17 protein-coding genes are annotated in these 18,021 nt (G+C 59.9%); 15 read left to right on the plus strand and 2 right to left on the minus strand.

Features of this window, described 5'->3' with window-relative positions:
- Position 1: 1 nt before the first annotated feature.
- The 9 genes from OXR61_RS01240 (at position 2) to OXR61_RS01280 (ending at position 8,780) form a co-directional block, all read left to right on the plus strand.
- Positions 2 to 778, plus strand: coding sequence for a triose-phosphate isomerase family protein (locus tag OXR61_RS01240; protein WP_021506004.1), 777 nt, complete (start codon positions 2 to 4; stop codon positions 776 to 778).
- Entirely contained in the window at positions 775 to 1,593 is an 819-nt protein-coding gene (locus OXR61_RS01245) for a TIM barrel protein (protein ID WP_021506005.1), read from the plus strand. The genes OXR61_RS01240 and OXR61_RS01245 overlap by 4 nt, the downstream gene beginning before the upstream one ends.
- Positions 1,590 to 2,447, plus strand: coding sequence for a phosphogluconate dehydrogenase C-terminal domain-containing protein (locus OXR61_RS01250; protein ID WP_021506006.1), 858 nt, complete (start codon positions 1,590 to 1,592; stop codon positions 2,445 to 2,447). The genes OXR61_RS01245 and OXR61_RS01250 overlap by 4 nt, the downstream gene beginning before the upstream one ends.
- Positions 2,448 to 2,555: 108 nt before the next feature.
- Positions 2,556 to 3,521, plus strand: a complete 966-nt coding sequence (locus OXR61_RS01255; RefSeq protein ID WP_021506007.1) for a sugar-binding transcriptional regulator — start codon at positions 2,556 to 2,558, stop codon at positions 3,519 to 3,521.
- 156 nt (positions 3,522 to 3,677) lie between these two features.
- The gene (locus OXR61_RS01260; RefSeq protein WP_021506008.1) at positions 3,678 to 4,781 is read left to right on the plus strand and encodes an ABC transporter ATP-binding protein; all 1,104 of its coding nucleotides are present in this window, start codon (positions 3,678 to 3,680) and stop codon (positions 4,779 to 4,781) included.
- Positions 4,782 to 4,808: 27 nt separating this feature from the next.
- Positions 4,809 to 6,086: an ABC transporter substrate-binding protein gene (locus tag OXR61_RS01265; protein ID WP_031279080.1), complete on the plus strand. Its 1,278-nt coding sequence runs from the start codon at positions 4,809 to 4,811 to the stop codon at positions 6,084 to 6,086.
- A gap of 10 nt (positions 6,087 to 6,096) precedes the next feature.
- Positions 6,097 to 7,008 (plus strand): sugar ABC transporter permease, encoded by a 912-nt coding sequence (locus OXR61_RS01270; protein ID WP_021506010.1) that lies wholly within the window; start codon positions 6,097 to 6,099, stop codon positions 7,006 to 7,008.
- On the plus strand, positions 7,005 to 7,823 hold the full coding sequence (locus OXR61_RS01275; protein ID WP_021506011.1) for a carbohydrate ABC transporter permease: 819 nt from the start codon (positions 7,005 to 7,007) through the stop codon (positions 7,821 to 7,823). Before OXR61_RS01270 ends, OXR61_RS01275 begins: the two co-directional genes overlap by 4 nt.
- Positions 7,824 to 7,835: 12 nt before the next feature.
- Positions 7,836 to 8,780 (plus strand): metallophosphoesterase, encoded by a 945-nt coding sequence (locus tag OXR61_RS01280; protein ID WP_021506012.1) that lies wholly within the window; start codon positions 7,836 to 7,838, stop codon positions 8,778 to 8,780.
- Here the strand turns inward: OXR61_RS01280 and OXR61_RS01285 are convergent.
- Entirely contained in the window at positions 8,764 to 9,432 is a 669-nt protein-coding gene (locus OXR61_RS01285; protein ID WP_021506013.1) for an MmcQ/YjbR family DNA-binding protein, read from the minus strand. The two genes, OXR61_RS01280 and OXR61_RS01285, sit on opposite strands and share 17 nt — an antisense overlap.
- Before the next feature lie 228 nt (positions 9,433 to 9,660).
- Here OXR61_RS01285 and rluF point away from each other — a divergent pair, with 228 nt between their 5' ends.
- The 6 genes from rluF to OXR61_RS01315 all read left to right on the plus strand — a co-directional run bounded on the left by rluF (position 9,661) and on the right by OXR61_RS01315 (position 16,661).
- Positions 9,661 to 10,542 (plus strand): 23S rRNA pseudouridine(2604) synthase RluF, encoded by an 882-nt coding sequence (gene rluF, locus OXR61_RS01290; protein WP_021506014.1) that lies wholly within the window; start codon positions 9,661 to 9,663, stop codon positions 10,540 to 10,542.
- Between the two features lie 265 nt (positions 10,543 to 10,807).
- Entirely contained in the window at positions 10,808 to 11,794 is a 987-nt protein-coding gene (locus tag OXR61_RS01295) for a sugar ABC transporter substrate-binding protein (RefSeq protein WP_021506015.1), read from the plus strand.
- Positions 11,784 to 13,307, plus strand: a complete 1,524-nt coding sequence (locus OXR61_RS01300; protein ID WP_267410490.1) for a sugar ABC transporter ATP-binding protein — start codon at positions 11,784 to 11,786, stop codon at positions 13,305 to 13,307. The genes OXR61_RS01295 and OXR61_RS01300 overlap by 11 nt, the downstream gene beginning before the upstream one ends.
- Complete coding sequence (locus tag OXR61_RS01305; protein WP_267410491.1) at positions 13,304 to 14,317, plus strand: ABC transporter permease; 1,014 nt, start codon at positions 13,304 to 13,306, stop codon at positions 14,315 to 14,317. Before OXR61_RS01300 ends, OXR61_RS01305 begins: the two co-directional genes overlap by 4 nt.
- Positions 14,310 to 15,284 (plus strand): ABC transporter permease, encoded by a 975-nt coding sequence (locus tag OXR61_RS01310; RefSeq protein ID WP_150361869.1) that lies wholly within the window; start codon positions 14,310 to 14,312, stop codon positions 15,282 to 15,284. Before OXR61_RS01305 ends, OXR61_RS01310 begins: the two co-directional genes overlap by 8 nt.
- A gap of 12 nt (positions 15,285 to 15,296) precedes the next feature.
- The gene (locus OXR61_RS01315; protein WP_104092956.1) at positions 15,297 to 16,661 is read left to right on the plus strand and encodes an LLM class flavin-dependent oxidoreductase; all 1,365 of its coding nucleotides are present in this window, start codon (positions 15,297 to 15,299) and stop codon (positions 16,659 to 16,661) included.
- On the opposite strand, the gene OXR61_RS01320 is transcribed toward OXR61_RS01315, so the two are convergent.
- A complete protein-coding gene (locus tag OXR61_RS01320; RefSeq protein WP_058780555.1) occupies positions 16,658 to 17,923 on the minus strand; it encodes an SfnB family sulfur acquisition oxidoreductase in 1,266 nt (421 codons plus the stop codon). The two genes, OXR61_RS01315 and OXR61_RS01320, sit on opposite strands and share 4 nt — an antisense overlap.
- Positions 17,924 to 18,021: the final 98 nt, after the last annotated feature.

The raw sequence follows: 18,021 nt of genomic DNA on the forward strand, positions 1-18,021 counted from the left end.
TATGGCTCAGCCTAAAATCTGGCTTGGCGTCAGCCTGAAAATGTATTTCGGCTATCAGCAAACGCTGGCGTGGTGTCGCGAGGTTGCGACGCTGGCGCAGCATCCGGCGGTGCAGCGCGGTGATGTCGGGCTGTTTGTGCTGCCCGCTTATCCGGCCATCCCGGCGGTAACGGAGATCTTTGCCGGCACGCCGGTGCGCGTCGGCGCGCAGGACGTGTGTCAGGCGGAAAACGGCGCCTGGACCGGAGAGGTCAGCGCCAGCATGCTGCAGGAGCTGGGGTGCTCACTGGCGGAGATCGGTCACGCTGAACGCCGTCGCCATTTTCATGAAGATAAAACGCAGATTGCCGCCAAAGTGGCGATGGCGCTGCGTTATCGCCTGACCCCGGTGCTGTGCATCGGTGAACCGCAGCAGGGCACGCCTGAGCAGGCGATTGCGCTGTGTCAGCAGCAGCTGCAGGAGGCGCTGGCGGAGGCCGCGCAACAGGCGCTCAGCGGTGAGGTGTTGTTTGCTTACGAACCGCAGTGGGCAATTGGTGCGCCGCAGCCGGCGCCGGACAGCTATATCCGCGCGGTGTGCAGCGGGCTACAGCAGCTGACGACGCCCGACGGCATCACGCTGCGGGTGATTTACGGCGGCAGCGCCGGGCCGGGTCTGATTCAGCGCCTCGGCGGCGACGTCAACGGCCTGTTCCTCGGCCGCTTTGCCCACGATCCGCAGGCGCTGGCGCAAATCGTGCAGGAAGCCAGTGAGCTGGCCGGGGAGCTGCCGTCATGAGCCGCATTGGACTCAGTACCTATGCGTTTTTCTGGCGCATGTCGCCCCAGGTGCCACAGCCGCTCACGCTGGCGCAGATGCTGCAGCACACCGCCGATCTCGACGTGTCAGTATTTCAGATCTGCGACTACCCGGCGATTGAGCAGTGGTCAGATGAACAGCTGCTGGCGCTGCGTCAGCAGGCGGACGCGCTCGGCATTACGCTGGAGCTCGGCACGCGCGGTCTCGGCAGCGCGCACCTGCGCCGCTATCTGCACATCGCCGCCATTCTCGATGCGCGCGTGGTGCGCTCAATGTTCAACACCGCCGATCACCGGCCATCGCTGGATGAAGCGGCCAATCTGATTGCAGCCGTGCTGCCGGATTTTGCCCGTCAGCAGGTGCGGCTGTGCCTGGAGACCTACGAGCAGGTCAGCAGCGCGGCGATGATGTCGGTGATCAACCGCTTTCTCTCGCCGTGGCTGTGCGTCTGTCTCGATCCGGCCAACTGCGTCGCCGGACTGGAACTGCAGGAGCAGGTGATCGCCAATACCGCTGCGCGCGTCGGCAATCTGCACATCAAAGATTTCGCCTTTACCCGCCGTGCCGGCTGGGTCGGTTTTACCCTGGCCGGCTGTCCGATGGGCGAAGGGAAGCTGGATTATGACCGGCTGATCGCCAGCGTGCGGCCAGCCGATCGCGACATCAACCAAATCATCGAACACTGGTTGCCGTGGCAGGACGATGCCGCGCAGACCTGCGCGCGGGAAGCCGAATGGACCCGCCGCGCCGTTGAATTCCTACGCAGTAAACAAGATCAGGAGTCGTTAACATGAGCAAGGCATTGAAAACCATCACCGTGATCGGCGCAGGCGGCAAAATGGGCATGCGTATTTCCGCTAATTTGCAGCACAGCGCTTATCAGGTGTTTTACTGCGAGAATTCACCGCAGGCGCAGCAGCAGGTGATTGCACAGGGACGCGAGCTGTCGGATGCCGCGTCGGTGGTGCCGCTGAGTGACGTGGTGATCCTCGCCGTGCCGGATATCGTACTGGGCAAAGTCTCGCAAAGCGTGGTGCCACAGATGCAAAGCGGTGCGGTGCTGCTGACGCTCGATCCGGCCGCGGCCTACGCCAACCTGATCGCCCAGCGTGACGGCATTGAATACGCGGTCGCGCACCCGTGCCATCCGTCGGTATTTCTTGCCCGCTACACCAAAGAGGAGCACGCCGATGCGTTTGGTGGCGTTGCTGCCGTCCAGCACGTCGCGGCAGCCTGGGAAAGCGGCAGCGCTGAACAGAAGGCAGAGCTGAGTAAGGTGATTAGCGTGATGTACGGCCCGGTTGATCAGGTGCACTGGGTCACGGTGACGCAGCTGGCGTATCTGGAACCGACGCTGGTCGAAACCGTCGCCTGCATGGTCGGTGCCTTCATGAAAGAGGCGCTGGATGAAACGGTGAAACACAGCGGCGTCCCGGAAGAGGCAGCGAAGGCCATGCTGTACGGCCATATTCAGATTGCGCTGGCGGTGGCTTTCCGCGCCACCAACCCGTTCTCGGACGCCTGCATGATCGCCATGGAGTATGGCCGCGAGAAGATCATCAAGCCGGACTGGAAACAGATCTTCGATCAGCAAGAGCTGGATAAGGTTATTGCCCGCATGCTGAAAATTGACGCCATTCAGCGTTAAGCGTGACAGCAGCGGCGACTCGCGGCGTTGCTGGCTGGCGAAGCGAGTCGCATCAATGATATAACTCCCTGCTGAGCACTCCGCACGACGATACAAGACAGGTAACGGATGGAAAAAAACACGCTTTCTCAGGACTCCGAGCTGCTGACGGAAATTGCCGTCGCCTACTATCAGGACGAAATCACCCAGGAGGAGATTGCGCGTAAGTTTGGGATTTCCCGTATCAAGGTGGGGCGACTGCTGAAACGCGCGCGTGAAGAGGGCATCGTCGAGATCAATGTGCGCTACCATCCGGTGTTCAGTACGCGGCTGGAGCAGCAGTTGCAGACGCGTTTTCCCCATCTGCAGCGCGCGCTGATTGCCCTCGATTCGCCAGACAGCGACGAGCAGCGGCGTCAGGTGGCGGCGCTGGTGTCGGCGCATCTCGCGCAGTCGCTGAAAGACAACGCCATTGTCGCCGTGGGTCAGGGGCGCAACGTGGCGGCCGTCGCCGATTATCCCGGTCAGGTGCCGACGCGCAACTGCCTGTTTATCAGCGGCATCGGCGGCACCCATCGTCCGGGGGATGCCATCAACGCGGACCACATCAGCCGCCGGCTGGCCAAAAAGTTTGGCGGCATCAGCGAAACCCTGTACGCCCCGGCTTACGTCGAAAACCGGGCGCTGCGCGACGCTTTCATGCAAAACGGCACCATCAAAGAGACGCTCGACCGCGCGCGGAAAGCGGATGTGGCACTGGTGGGCATCGGCGACATGAACGAAAACAGCTATATGGTGAAGCTCGGCTGGTTCACACCGCATGAAATCATTGATGCCAGCGTCAATCAGGGCGTGACCGGTGATGTGGCCGGCTATGATTTTTTTAATGCCCAGGGCCAGCACGTGGATACGGTGATGAACGACCGGGTAATTGGCCTCAGTATCGACGAGCTGCGTAAAATTCCCTGCGTGATTGCCATTGCCGCTGAAAACACCAAAGCCATGGCGATCCTCGGCGCGCTGCGCACCGGCGCTATCGATATCATTGCCACCACGGCGCAGAACATCCGCACCATTCTGAGCATGTCGCAGTAACGCATAAACGCTTGCCCGGCACGGCCTGCGGGCGTGCCGGGTGAGGGGGATGCTGCGCCAGGTCGCCGCCCATCACCCAACCGTCACGTCAGCGCCATAAATCTTTCATCCGCCTCAGCTAGCTTACCGCCATTCTGATTTCAGGACTGCGGATGCATGAGCCATCTCTCGCTGCAACACATCACCAAAACCTGGGGCGATAAAATCGCGCTGCAGGATATCAGCTTCGACGTGGCGCAAGGCAGTTTCGTCGCACTGCTGGGGCCTTCAGGCTGCGGTAAATCGACGCTGTTGCGCACCCTCGCCGGGCTGGAAACGGCCGACAGCGGCCGCATTTATTTCAATCACACCGACGTCACGCTTCTGCCACCGGCGCAGCGCAAGCTGTCGATGGTGTTTCAGTCTTACGCGCTGTTTCCTCACCTGAGCGTGCGGGAGAATCTGCTATTTGGCCTGAAGGCGCGCGGTGAAGATAAGCAACAGTTTGCCGCCCGGCTGGCGCAGGTCAGCGCACTGCTTGAGCTGGAACCGCTGCTGGCGCGCCTGCCTTCACAGCTCTCCGGCGGGCAGCAGCAGCGCGTGGCGCTGGGCAGGACGGTGATCGCCAACAATACGCTGTGCCTGATGGATGAGCCGTTATCCAACCTGGATGCCAAACTGCGTCAGAGCATGCGGCGCGAAATCCGCGCGCTGCAAAAGCAGCTCGGGCTGACCATGTTGTACGTCACCCACGATCAGACCGAAGCGATGAGCATGGCCGATCACATCATTCTGCTCAACGATGGCCGCATTGAGCAACACGGCACGCCAGACCAGCTCTACAACCAGCCGGCGAGCTGTTTTGCCGCGCAGTTTATTGGCGCACCGCCAATGAATATCCTGCCACTGCACAGCAAAGGCGCGCATCACTACCTCAGCCATCTCAGCACACCGCTGCTGAGCTATGCCGGCGAAACGGCGCTGAGTCTGGGCCTGCGCGCGGAGGATATCCAGCTGGTCGCCCCGCAGCAGGCCGCGCTGAGTGCGCGGGTAGTGAGCTACGAATACATGGGCGCGGATACGCTGCTGGTCTGTCGGTTGCCCGGCATCACGGAATCACTGACCGTCAAAGTGCCCGGCCTGCAGCGCTTCACGGATGACAGCCTGGTCGGCCTGCAGTGGTCCACCAGCCGGCAATACCTGTTTTCCACCACCAGCGGCCAGCGCTGTGTCGCTGCTGAACACCCGATGTTGCTCGCTGAGAAAAAAAACGCTGTTTAACCGTTGTCGTTTATTCAAGGGAAAATCATGTCTGCGATCCGTTTCTCGCCTCTGGCTTGTGTCGTTATGCTGTGTGCCTCCGCGTCAGTGTTTGCTGCTGAGCCGGTGAAGTTACAGATGTACTATCCGATTGCGGTCGGCGGTAAAGTCAGCCACACCGTGGAAGCCCTGGTGGCGGATTTTGAAAAACAGCACCCTGAGATCAGCATTCAGCCGGTCTACACCGGCGATTACGCCACCACCGTGACCAAAGCGCTGACGGCGTTTCGCGGCGGTAACGCACCGCAGCTGGCGGTAATGGGCGATATTGAAGCCTGGTCGCTGATGGATGCCGGTGCCATCGTCGCCGCCAGCGATTTAGCCCCGGGTGAAGAGGGCAAACAGTGGATCGACAGCTTCTATCCGGCCTTTTTGCGTCGCATTGAGGGCAAAGTGTGGGGCGTGCCTTTTCAGCGCTCAACCGTGGTGATGTACTGGAACAAACAGGCCTTTGAGAAAGCCGGCCTCGATCCGAATACGCCGCCCGCCACCTGGCAGCAGGTGGTGGCATTCAGCAAAAAACTGACGCTGAAACAGGCCAGCGGCGTCAGCCAGTGGGGCATTGAGATCCCTTCCACGCCGAATGGCTACTGGAATTTCCAGGGGCTGGCTGCCACCAATGGCGGACGGCTGGATAACGGCAAGGGCAACGCCGTGTATTTCAACACACCGGGCAACGTGGAAACCCTGCAGTGGCTGACCGACCTCGGCCAGAAAGAGGAAGTCTCGCCGAAGGGTGCGATTGCCTGGGGCACCACGCCGCAGGACTTTATCAGTGGTAAAACGGCCATGATGGTCACTACCACCGGTAACCTGACCAACGTGCACGATAACGCGACCTTCCCGTTTGGCGTCGCCATGCTGCCGGAGAAAACCCAGCGCGGCAGCCCGACCGGTGGCGGCAACCTGTACGTGTTCAAAAGCGCCTCACCGGCGCAGCAGCAGGCGGCGATGCGCTTCATCCGCTGGGTCACCGCACCAGAACAGGCCGCGCGCTGGAGTATCGCTACCGGCTATGTTGCCACCTCGCCGGCAGCGTGGGACACAGCGGCAATGAAAGCCTATGTGCAGCAGGTGCCTCAGGCACTGGTGGCGCGTGAGCAGCTGAAATATGCTCAGCCGGAGCTCTCGACCTACAACAGCGTGCAGATTCAGGACGCGCTCAATCACGCCATTGAAGCAGCGGTGACGCAGAGCAAAACCCCGGCCCAGGCGCTGGCCGATGCGCAGAAACAGGCTGACCGCCTGCTGAAAAACTATCAGTGACGGCCGCGTGATGAGCTCATTCTCTGGCAGCGCCGCCACGCTGCGCCCGCGCGGGTGGTCATTGCAGCTCAGCGGCTATTTGCTGCTGCTGCCCGCGCTCAGCTTCCTGCTGCTGTTTACCCATTACCCGGCACTGGCCACGCTGTGGCAGAGCCTGTTCAGCGCCGCGCGCGCTTCGCATCCGGCCCATTTTGTCGGGCTGGATAACTATCGCGCGCTGCTGGATGACGACATCTTTATGCAGTCGCTGTGGAATAACCTGCTGTATGCGCTGATCACCATTCCGCTGGCGGTGACGCTGGCGCTGCTGATGGCGCTGGCGGTCAATCGTCGGCTGCGCGGCAACGCGCTGGTGCGTGCGGCCTTCTTCATTCCGTCGCTGCTGCCGATGATCGCCATCGCCAATCTGTGGCTGTTTTTCTACACGCCACAGCTTGGCATCCTGAATAGCTTGCTGGCATGGTTTTCGCTACCGGCGGTCAACTGGCTCGGCGAGCCGGATACCACGCTGTACTGCCTGATGGCGGTTTCGGTATGGCGCGAGGCGGGCTTTTTCATGATCTTTTATCTCGCCGCGCTGCAGCAGATCGATCCGCGCCTCAGCGAAGCCGCCGCCATTGAAGGCGCATCGCGCGGTTACTTTTTCCGTCGCGTGCAGTGGCCGCTGCTGCTGCCAACCACGTTGTTTGTGCTGATCAACGCCTCGATGAACGCCTTCCGCATTGTCGATCAGGTGATTGCCATGACCAATGGCGGCCCAAACAACAGCAGTAGCCTGCTGCTGTTTTATATCTATCGTACCGCGTTCAGTTTCTGGGACATGCCAGCCGCGTCGGCCATGACGGTAGTGCTGCTGGTGATCCTCGGATCGATTGCGTTGATCAAATTTCATCTGCTGGATAAGCGAGCCCATTATCAATGAAAGCTGCATCCTCTCCGGGCGGTTTTGCGCTCAACCTGCTGATTTGGCTGGCCGCGCTGTTGTGGAGCTTGCCGATGCTGGTGGCGCTGTGGATTGCCATTCATCCGGCCGCCGGACAGGGGCACTTTTCGCTGCTGGCGCCGCTGACGCTGGAGAACTTCATCAATGCCTGGCACGCGGCACCGTTTGCCCGCTACTTCCTCAATACCACGCTGCTGGTGCTGATGATTGTGGTGGTCCAACTGGTGCTGGCCACGCTGGCCGCTTATGCCCTGGTGCGGTTCCGCCTGAAATTTTCCGGTTTCCTCTTCGCGCTGATTCTGCTGCAGCTGATGATTAGCCCGGATGTGCTGATTCTGAATAATTACCGCACCATCAGCGCGCTCGGGCTGCGCGATACCCTGACCGGCATTGCGCTGCCGTACTTTGCCTCGGCGTTCGCCATCTTTCTGCTGCGGCAGACGTTCAAAAGCATTCCGCTGGTGCTGGAAGAGGCGGCAACCGTTGAAGGAGCCAGCCGGTTTTACATTCTGCGCCACATCTACATTCCGCTGGCAAAGCCAATCTATGTGGCATTCGCGCTGGTCTCGATCAGCTTCCACTGGAACGATTTTCTCTGGCCGCTGGTGATCACCGACTCGGTTCAGGTGCGTCCGTTAACCGTCGGGCTGCAGCTGTTTTCCGCGCCGGAGCAGGGCGTGCAGTGGGCGCTGATCGGGGCGGCAACGCTGATGACCACCTTGCCGTTGCTGCTGCTGTTTTTGCTGTTCCAGCGGCAGTTTATTCAGTCATTCATGCGTGCCGGTATTCGCTAAGGAGAGCCAGAGATGGGATATGCCCATGCGCTAACCGCAGCGCAACGCCAGCGGCTCGGTGATGTCGCTGAGCTGTATCAGTTACCGGATTTACGCGCGGCACCGCTCGACGGCACGCTGCGCTTCGGGCTGCTGGCCGATCCGCAATATGCTGACGTTGAGGCGGATGTCCCGGCGAATCTTTACTATCGTCATGCTCTGCATAAGCTGCCGCAGGCGATAAACGCGCTCAATCAGCAGCCGCTGGATTTTGTCGTTACGCTCGGCGATCTGGTGGATCGCCACTGGGCCAGCTATGCCACGCTGCTGCCGCTCTACGATCGGCTACTCCATCCGCATGCCGTGGTGCTGGGGAATCACGACGCCCAGACCATCGCGCAGCACCTCAATGACGCGCTGCCGCTGCCAAAAAGTTACTATGCCTTTCAGCTGCCGGGCTGGCGCTTTATTGTCTACGACGGCAACGATATCAGCCTGTACTGCAATCAACACAACGGCGACGATCGCCAGCGCGCGGCCGCACTGCTGGCTGATTTACAGGCGCGCCAGCAACCGCAGGCGCAGCCGTGGAATGGCGCGGTCGGTGCGACGCAGCTGGCATGGCTGGAAACGCAGCTTATCGAGGCCCGCACCTGCGGCCAGCAGGTGGTGGTGTTCGGCCATTATCCGCTGGCACCGGGCTACAGCCACAGTCTGCTCAACGGTTCGCAGCTGGCAGCGCTGTTCTGCCGCTATGGCGTGCGCGCCTGTTTTGCCGGCCACGATCATCGCGGCGGCTATCATCGGCGCGCGGATACCGTGTTTATAACCCTGCAGGGGATGCTTGATGGCCCGTCGCGCGTGCCCTTTGCGGTGGTGGAACTGACGGGCGAGACGTTGCGGCTGCGGGGATGGGGCGGCGAAATCAGCCGCGAAGAGGTATACGGTGCCGCGCCGATGGCTAGCCGGCCAGGTTAAAACTGTTGTCAATGCGCAACAAAATCTCGGCCGTCGGGACTGATCCATCCAGACACAGGGAAACCCAATGCTTTTTGTTCATATGGTAGCCCGGGAAATAAACCTCGCCATCGACCAGCGAAGCGATGGCCTGCGGCGAGACTTTAATATTGACGATTTCAATCAGGCTATCATCCGGTCGGCCCAGCTTGCTGCTGTGAATCGTCAACAGCGCGCCGAACCACTTTTGATTATCTTTGCGGCGAAAGATGGCGTTTTCAGGAAAGCGCGGCCATAAGAATTCCAGCTCACTCTGATATTGCTGTTTTAAGTGCTGAACAATCGCATCGGCCTGCGCTGTTTTGAAATGCTTCTGCGGGAAACATTTTTCTGCGATATCCAGCAAGATAGCGTCATGTTCTTCACGAATCTGTCCCACAAAGGCACCGGTGGCAGAAGTAATACGGTGAAGAATGTAATCTTCTCCTGTGACTTTATCGATAATGGTGGCGGCAATGTCACCCTGGGTGGTGATGTTTACCTGCAGGGTAAACTGCTTATTCATCACATCACAGCGGTAGCCGTAATCCGGCCCATCCTTGCGGAAACCGTAAGCCAGCAGCTTTTTCACATTCATTTCCCGGCTGACGAAAAGATGATTTACGTTGTACATTTTCATGCCTGGTTAACGGAGAGGTGTTCACAATTCCCGGAGTTTGCTCAGGGGCGTGCGGGCTATTTTAACCGACAGGAGGGATTTGTATGTGCCATAAATCGCTATGACACCCGGCACCGCTTTTTCGCCATATCACACCGCCAAGAACAACCGCCACCGGACGCTTAACCCAGCCTTACGCAACGCGCGCACATGCTGTATAGTCCGTTTTTTTTCGGAGGAACCATGCTGCCCAACTCATCCACGCGCCTGAATAAATACATCAGCGAGAGCGGAATCTGCTCGCGCCGTGACGCCGATCGTTACATCGAACAAGGCAACGTTTTCATTAACGGCAAACGCGCCAGCGTCGGTGCGCAGGTGTTCGCCGGGGATGAGGTCAAAGTCAACGGGCGGCTGATTGAACCGCGCAACGAAGACGATCTGGTATTAATCGCCCTCAACAAGCCGGTGGGCATTGTCACCACCATGGAAGAGGGCGAGCGTGACAACATTGGTGACTTCGTCAACCACAGCAAGCGCGTGTTCCCGATTGGCCGGCTGGATAAAGACTCGCAGGGGCTGATTTTCCTCACCAATCACGGCGATCTGGTGAATAAAATCCTGCGCGCCGGTAACAATCACGAAAAGGAGTACGTGGTCACGGTGGATAAGCCGATCACCGACGAGTTTATTGCCGGTATGGCGGCGGGCGTACCGATGCTCGGCACAGTGACGAAAAAATGCAAAGTGAAGCGGGAGTCGACCTTTGTATTTCGTATTATCCTGGTGCAGGGACTGAACCGGCAGATTCGCCGCATGGCCAAACACTTTGGCTATGAAGTGACGAAGCTGGAGCGCACGCGGATCATGAACGTGAGCCTGAAAGGTATCCCGCTCGGTGAGTGGCGCGATCTGACGGACGATGAACTGATCGACCTGTTTAAGCTGATTGAGGATTCGTCGTCAGAAGATCAAAAAACGCAGCAGGCACAGGCGAAGAAGAAAGCGGCGACGCCCGCCGCGAAAAAACCGGCCGTCAGCGCACCGAAACAGAGTGACAAAGCGGGTCAGGGCGCGAACCGCAAGCGCTTTACTCAGCCGGGACGCAAGAAAAAAGGGCGTTAAAATCACACCCGCGGCGCCCGCGACCATCACGTATCTTTAGCGCCGCACGTCTTCATTCCAGCCACGTTTTTATTATTTATAACCGGGCGTCAGAATATCTGCGCCCGGTCATGCTTTTTCACGCAATCAATATGCAAATCCGCTGCATATCCAAAGGAGAAAATGGCATTAGGGATAAATAGTGACTGTGATAATTTTCAGCTATACGCCGAATAGCAGGCGTCACTCACCTTATTTAGCTGAACCTTTTCCAGGGATATAAACAATGCATAAACACCGCCTGGCCGGACTATTACTGGCCTCTGCATCGCTGCTCGCCGGCTTGTCGCTGCACGCTCGCGCCGCTGACGCATCCATTCCCTCACTGGCCGGTAAACGTATCGGTATTACCGTGGCCGGTACCGATCACTACTGGGATCTGAAAGCCTATCAGGGACAAATTGATGAAGTAAAGCGGCTGGGTGGCACGCCTATCGCCCTGGATGGCGGACGCAAAGAGTCACAGCAGATCGCGCAAATTCAAACGCTGATTGCACAAAAACCGGATGCCATTATTGAAACGCTGGGCACCGCCTCAGTGCTGGAACCCTGGCTGAAAAAAATTCGCGACGCCGGCATTCCCTTATTTACCGTGGATACCGCCAGCCCATCCAGTATTAACGTCACGACCTCCGATAACTTTTATATTGGCGAGCAGCTGGCATTAAAACTGGTCAATGATCTGCGCGGCGAAGGCAATATTCTGGTGTTTAATGGTTTTTATGGCGTGCCGGTGGTGGCGATGCGCTATGACCAGTTAAAAGCCGTGCTGAAATGGTATCCGAAAATTAAAATCATTCAGCCCGAACTGCGCGACGTCATTCCCAATACCGTGCAGGATGCCTATGCGCAGATTAGTCAGCTGCTTAACAAGTATCCGCAAGGGTCAGTACAGGCTATCTGGGCGGCATGGGACGTACCGCAGATTGGTGCCACTCAGGCGGTTGATGCTGCCGGTCGCAGTGAAATCAAAACTTACGCCGTGGACGGCAGCCCGGACGTGGTCTCGCTGGTGAAAGATCCGAAATCCAGCGCGGCGGCGGTGGTGGCGCAGCAACCCTACCTGATCGGACAGACTGCGGTACAAAATGTGGCGAAATACCTTGCCGGCGATCGCTCACTTCCGCCTGCCACCTATGTTCCGGCCATTCTGGTCACCAAAGAGAATGCGGCGCAGGCGCAGCAAACGCTGGGCCAGAGCGATGGTAAATAAGACAGTGCGACTGCAGCTACGCCAGATCAGTAAAGCTTTTGACGGCATTCCCGCGCTGCAGGCGGTATCGCTTGATGTCCACGCCGGCGAAGTGCATGGGCTGATTGGGCATAACGGAGCCGGAAAATCGACGCTGATCAAAGTGCTGGGCGGCATCCACGCTGCCGATGAGGGCAGCGTGACGCTGGAAGGCCGGCCACTGGTGTTGACCAGTCCGGCTCAGGCACAACAGCAGGGCATCGCCATTGTTCATCAGGAGCGGCTATTGCCCGGCACGCTGACGGTGGCGGAAGCGCTGCTGCTCGGTAATGAGCCACGGATTGGCAGCACACCGTTTATCGATCGCCGGCGTATGCGGCAGCAGGCGCGGCAGCTACTGCAACAGCACTTCGATCTGCAGATCGATCCCGATGCGCTGATCGCCGGGTTAAGTGTGGCGGAACAGCAACTGGTGCAGATCTGTCGCGTATTACAGCGCGCGCCGCGCGTGGTGGTACTGGATGAACCGACCGCCGCGCTGGCGCGCCACGAGGTGCAGGCGCTGTTTCGCGTTATTGAACGTATGCGTCAGCAGGGGATCGCACTGATCTACGTTTCTCACTATCTCGATGAAATCCAGGCACTGTGCCAGCGGGTTACGGTGCTGCGCGATGGTAAAGACGTCGCGCATTTTACCGGCGACGCCCTTTCTCCGCATGCGCTGATTAATGCCATGATCGGTGAGACGCAGCAGGCGATTGCACCGCGCGGTCTGCCACCTGACGGCGAGCCGGTGCTGACCGTAGACGCCCTGAGCGCGCCGGGTCGCTTTCACAATGTTTGTTTCAGCGCACGACGTGGCGAGATCGTTGGCATTACCGGCCTGCTGGGCTCCGGAGGGAAGGCGTTAATCAGCGCACTGTTTGGTCTGGAACGTGGCGTGAGCGGGACGCTGCGCGTAGGTGAGACGCACGGCGTACCGGCTTCGCCACATGCCGCGGTGAAACGTGGCATCGCGCTGGTGCCGGAAGATCGCCGCGCCAACGGCATTGCGCTCGATGTGAGCCTGCGCGACAACATCACCCTGACGACCGTGCAGCGCCTGCTGCGCTGGGGCGGCGTCTCCGCAACCGCCGAGACCGCGCTAGTGGCGGACAACATCCGCCAGCTGGCGATCCGCACACCGGGCCAGCTGGCACCGCTGCGTCAGCTATCCGGCGGAAATCAGCAAAAAGCGGTGCTGGCGAAATGGCTCAACACCCACGCCACGCTCTATCTGCTGGATGAGCCCACGGTTGGCGTCGACATTGCCGCCAAGGCCGCCATTTATCAAACCCTGCAGCAGCTGGCGGCCGCCGGGGCGGTGATTATCCTGTTTTCCACCGATCTGCTGGAACTGCAAACGCTCGCCGACCGCATTATTGTGCTGGCGCGCGGCGAGCAGGTCGCCACGCTGTCCGCCCGGCACACCAGTCACCAAGAGATTCTGTCCCTGGCTTCCGGCACGGGCGCATTGACGGAGCAAATCCTATGAGTGAACTGAGCCAACCGGCGGTGGTGACGGCGGCAGGCAAACCGCAGGGGCAGCCGTGGCTGCAGCACGTCGCGCTGCTGATTATTGTACTGGTGCTGGCGGTATTTGCCTGGCTGTCGCCTATTTTCCTCAGCGTGATCAACCTCGGTAACGTATTGCAGCAAACGGCGGTGGTGGGAACGCTGGCGCTGGGTCTGACGCTGGTGCTAAGCGGTGGCGGTGTTCAGGGGATTAGCGGCGGCATTGATTTATCCATTGCCGCTAATATGGGGTTGTGTGCCGCGGTATTCGCGTCGCAGATCGCTGAGCAACACTCTGTCACTTATGCGCTGCTGCTCACGCTGCTCACCGGCATCGCCGTGGGGATATTCAATGCCCTGGCGATTGTCTGGCTTGGTATTTTGCCCCTGCTGGCGACGCTGACCAGCATGAACATCGCCATGGGACTGGAGATGGTACTGAGCGGAAACGCGTCGATTTCAGCCAGCAGCGCGCTGCAAAACCTGCTGATAGCCAGCGGACCACTGGGCGTTTCCTGGCTCGGCTGGGGATTTCTGCTGCTGGCGTTGAGTGCACTCGCGCTCAGTCGTTTCACCGCGTTTGGCCTGCGCCTGCAGGCGGTGGGTAGCCATCCGCAGGCCGCCAACGCGGCGGGCATTAGCGTGGCGCGCTATCAAAGTCTGAGTTATGTGCTGTGCGGCTTCAGCGCTGCACTGGCAGCCATTGCCTCGGTGGCGCTGCTCAGCGGCAGTTCGCCGGGCGCTAACGACAATCTGCTGATGGTGATTGCCGCCGCGCTGCTCGGCGTGGTGTTTTCGCGTCGCCTGGTGCCGACCCTGGGCGGTGCACTGATCAGCGCGCTGTTTCTGAGTCTGATAGCCAACGGCTTTCAGTTGGTTAACGTCTCAAGTTACTGGATTAACGGCGTCGAGGGTGTGCTCATCCTGCTGGTTGTGGCGCTGACCGCGCTACTGCGGCGCCGTCAGGCGGGGAGGGCATCTCATGTCTGAACTGAGCCTGAGCGGTAAAAAAGTGCCGGGGCTGTTGCGCAGCCTGATGGTGCTGACCTTTGTTGCGCTGCTGCTGTTTTTCATCATCGCCGCGCCCGCGTTTGCCACTGTCGCCAACATTCGTAGCGTGCTGCTGAATAATGTCGCACCGCTGGCGATTGTGGCGCTGGCCATGACGCTGGTCACGCGTATCGGCGCGATCGATCTGTCCGTCGGTACGGCGATTGATGTCGCCTGCCTGGTGCTGGTGACGCTGGTACTGCATCAGGTCGCGCTGCCGCTGGCGCTGTTGGGTGCGCTGACGGCGGCACTGCTGGTAGGCGTGTTCAACGCTTTTCTGGTGACACAACTCGGCGTTGAGCCGTTTCTCGCCACGCTTGGCACGCTGTTTATTGGTCAGAGCGTACAGCAGCTGTCTTCCAACGGTGGGCAGCCGGTCTATCTGCTAAGCCAGACGCTGCCGGCGGGTTTTACCGCTATTGGTCACGGCACGCTACTTGGCGTTCCACTACCGCTCTGGCTGTTGCTGGGCGTGGTGCTGGTGCTGTATCAACTGTTGCACCGCAGCGCCAGCGGTCGCGCACTGCGCATGATGGGTGAACAGCTCAGCGTAGCGCATCATTCTGGCGTGGCGGTCAAACGTCTCACCGCGCTGGCATTCATATTCAGTGCACTGGTCGCCGGTATCGTCGGGTTAATTCTCGCCGCCAATGTCAAAGCCTGGGTACCGTTATCGGGCAATGCCTATCTGCTGAATGCCATCGGTGCCAGCTTTATTGGCGCGACCTTCACGCCTTCGCGCCGCCCGAATGTGCCGGGTACGCTGCTGGGTGTCGTGCTGCTGAGTTTCATCGCCAACGGACTGTTGCTGGTCGGCTGGAACTTTTACTGGCAGCAGGTGGCAACCGGCGCACTGATCTTTGTGGTACTGACCGTGGGTGCGCTGCGTGCGCGTCGCCCTGTCTGAGGAGAGTAACGGATGCCTTCACCGTTTTTGCTGTTTGCGTTCATGATGAATGTCCCTGGTCATCTCTCTGCCGGATTGTGGCGACATCCCCAGGATCAGGCGCACCGCTATACCGAGCTGGATTACTGGACGACCCTCGCGCGGCAGCTTGATACCGCAGGTTTTGATGCGCTGTTTATTGCTGATGCGCTGGGACAATTGGATGTATGGCAGGGCAAGCCGGACGCGGCGTTGCGCCTGGCCGCTCAGATGCCGGTGAACGATCCGCTGCTGCTGGTCTCAGCCATGGCAGCCGTCACGCAGCACCTCGGTTTCGGTATTACGGTCTCTGCCACGTACGAACATCCTTATTTGCTGGCGCGCAAGTTCACGACGCTTGATCATCTCACCCGCGGGCGTATCGCCTGGAACGTGGTGACTTCCATGCTTGATTCCGCGGCGCGCAATCTGGGTTTGACCCGGCAGCTGCCGCATGATGAGCGTTACGATCGCGCACAGGAGTTTCTGGATGTGACCGCGAAGCTGTGGGAAGGCTCATGGGAGGAAGATGCGGTTAGCCGCGATAAAGCCAACAGCCTGTATAGCGATCCGCAAAAAGTGCACGCTATTCAGCATTATGGTCGCTGGTATCAGGTGCCGGATGCACATCTCAGTGAGCCCAGCCCACAGCGCACCCCGGTGCTGTTTCAGGCTGGCACTTCGGCACGCGGTGCGCAGTTTGCTGCCCGTAACGCAGAAGTCATTTTCCTCGGTGGCGTCACCGCGCAGGCGATTGCCAGCGATATTCAGCGCATTCGTCAGCTGGCCGTGGCAGAAGGGCGCGATCCGGCGTCGCTGCGTTTTGTCACAGCCATCACGGTGATCACGGCCGAAGATGATGCCGCCGCCCGGGCCAAACTTGAGGATTATCAGCAATACATCAGTGAAGAGGCTGCGCTGGCGCTCTTCTCGGCGTGGACCGGTATCGACTGGTCGCAGGAGGATCCGGACATGCCGCTGGCCTTTCGCGAAACCGACGCCTGCCGTTCGGCGCTGGCCAGCCTGACGCGAATTGACGATCAAAAACGCTGGACGCTGCGTGAGGCAGCACGCTACATCGGTATCGGTGGTCTGCATCCGTTGCTGGTGGGCGGCGGCGAAACCATTGCCGATCGGCTGGATCAGTTTGCGGCAGAATCGGGCGTGGACGGCTTTAATCTGGGCTGGGCTATTAGCCCGGGCAGCTTCAACGATTTCATTGCCTGGGTCATGCCGGTGCTGCGCCAGCGCGGGCGGGTGCGTCCTCAGCCAGCACAGCCGTTAACCTTGCGTGAACGTCTCACGGGTCAGCCGCGCCTGGCAGCTGACCATCCGGCAACGCGCTTCCGCCGCCCTTAGCTCCACGCATGGCGCGGCGGCGGCGTGCCGTTGAGATAATAATTACCCACGTGGTAATACTTCCAGCGCACCGGATCGTGCAGCGTATGGGTGCGCGCGTTGCGCCAGTGGCGGTCCAGATTAAACTCCTGCAGCGTGGCGCGGGTGCCAGCCAGCTCAAACAGTTTGTTACCGGCAAGCAGAGCGATCTCCGTCGTCAGCACTTTGGCCTCGGCGGTGGCCACGGTCGCGCGTGCCACGCTGGTCTCATCGGGCTGCGTCAGCGCGGCGTCAATCGCTGCACCGGCCTGCCACAGCAGCGCTTCGGCAGCGTGCAGGCGGATTTTCAAATCACCGACTGCCGCCAGCGTGAAGTGGTCATCGGCAGCGCGCGCCTGGCCACTGTCAATCCACGGCCGCGAGCGTTCGCGAACAAATTGCAGGGTGTCTTCAATGGTGCCGCGCGCAATACCGACATCCACCGCCGCCTGAATGATCTGTGAAATCGGCCCGGCAGCGGTTGGCCGCTCAAACGCCTGCCAGGTTGGAATAACGCGCGACAGCGGGGCGCGGACATTCTCCAGCAGTACGGTACCGGAGGCCGTCGTGCGCTGACCAAAGGCCGACCAGTTATTAATGACGCTGATGCCTGGCGTGTCGCGATCGAGCACAATCAGATGCGCCCGGTCCTGCTCGTCCAGCGCCACGGCATGGATTCGATGCGCCAGCAGCGCGCCAGTGGCATAAAATTTTTCCCCGTTAATCACGACCTCATCACCGTCACGCCGAAAGCGCGTCTGAAAATCGGCGACCGTGCGGCCATGCTTCTCCGAGAAGGCGTTACCCCAGCGCAGCCCGGCCAGTACCTCGCTCAGCAGTACCTGTTTTTGTGCTTCGCTACCGTCTTCCAGCAGATGGGCCACACCGGCCAGATGGTTTTGCGGCAGCTGACCGAGCGCCGGATCGGCAGCTGAAATGATGGCGATCACCCTGGCCACGGTGGTCCACGACACGCCCGCTCCGCCCCAGGCTTTGGGGATGGCCATTGCCCACAGGCCGCTTTGCGAGAACGCATCCAGCTCTTTGAGGGGCAGAATGCCCTCACGATCGCGCAGTGCCGCCTCGCGCGCGAAGCTGGCCGCCAGCTGATGGGCTACGGCGATAGCTTCCGCATCGTCGCGAATGATATGCGCGGCGCCAGCCGGTAATGGCACCGGTGCTTCCGTCTGTTGCGTATTGACTTTACGCGGCAGCGCCGCGGAGTCGGCTAAGGTCAGCGACATAATGACTTCTCCGGTAGAAGAGGATAGAGGAGGGCATCATCGCATGCGCACGCGGAGGGCTTATATCTCAATAGCGGTTAAGCAAAGCGCAAAAAAGC

This window comes from Pantoea sp. GM_Pan_4 (assembly GCF_026541005.1).
Classification (GTDB): domain Bacteria; phylum Pseudomonadota; class Gammaproteobacteria; order Enterobacterales; family Enterobacteriaceae; genus Pantoea; species Pantoea dispersa.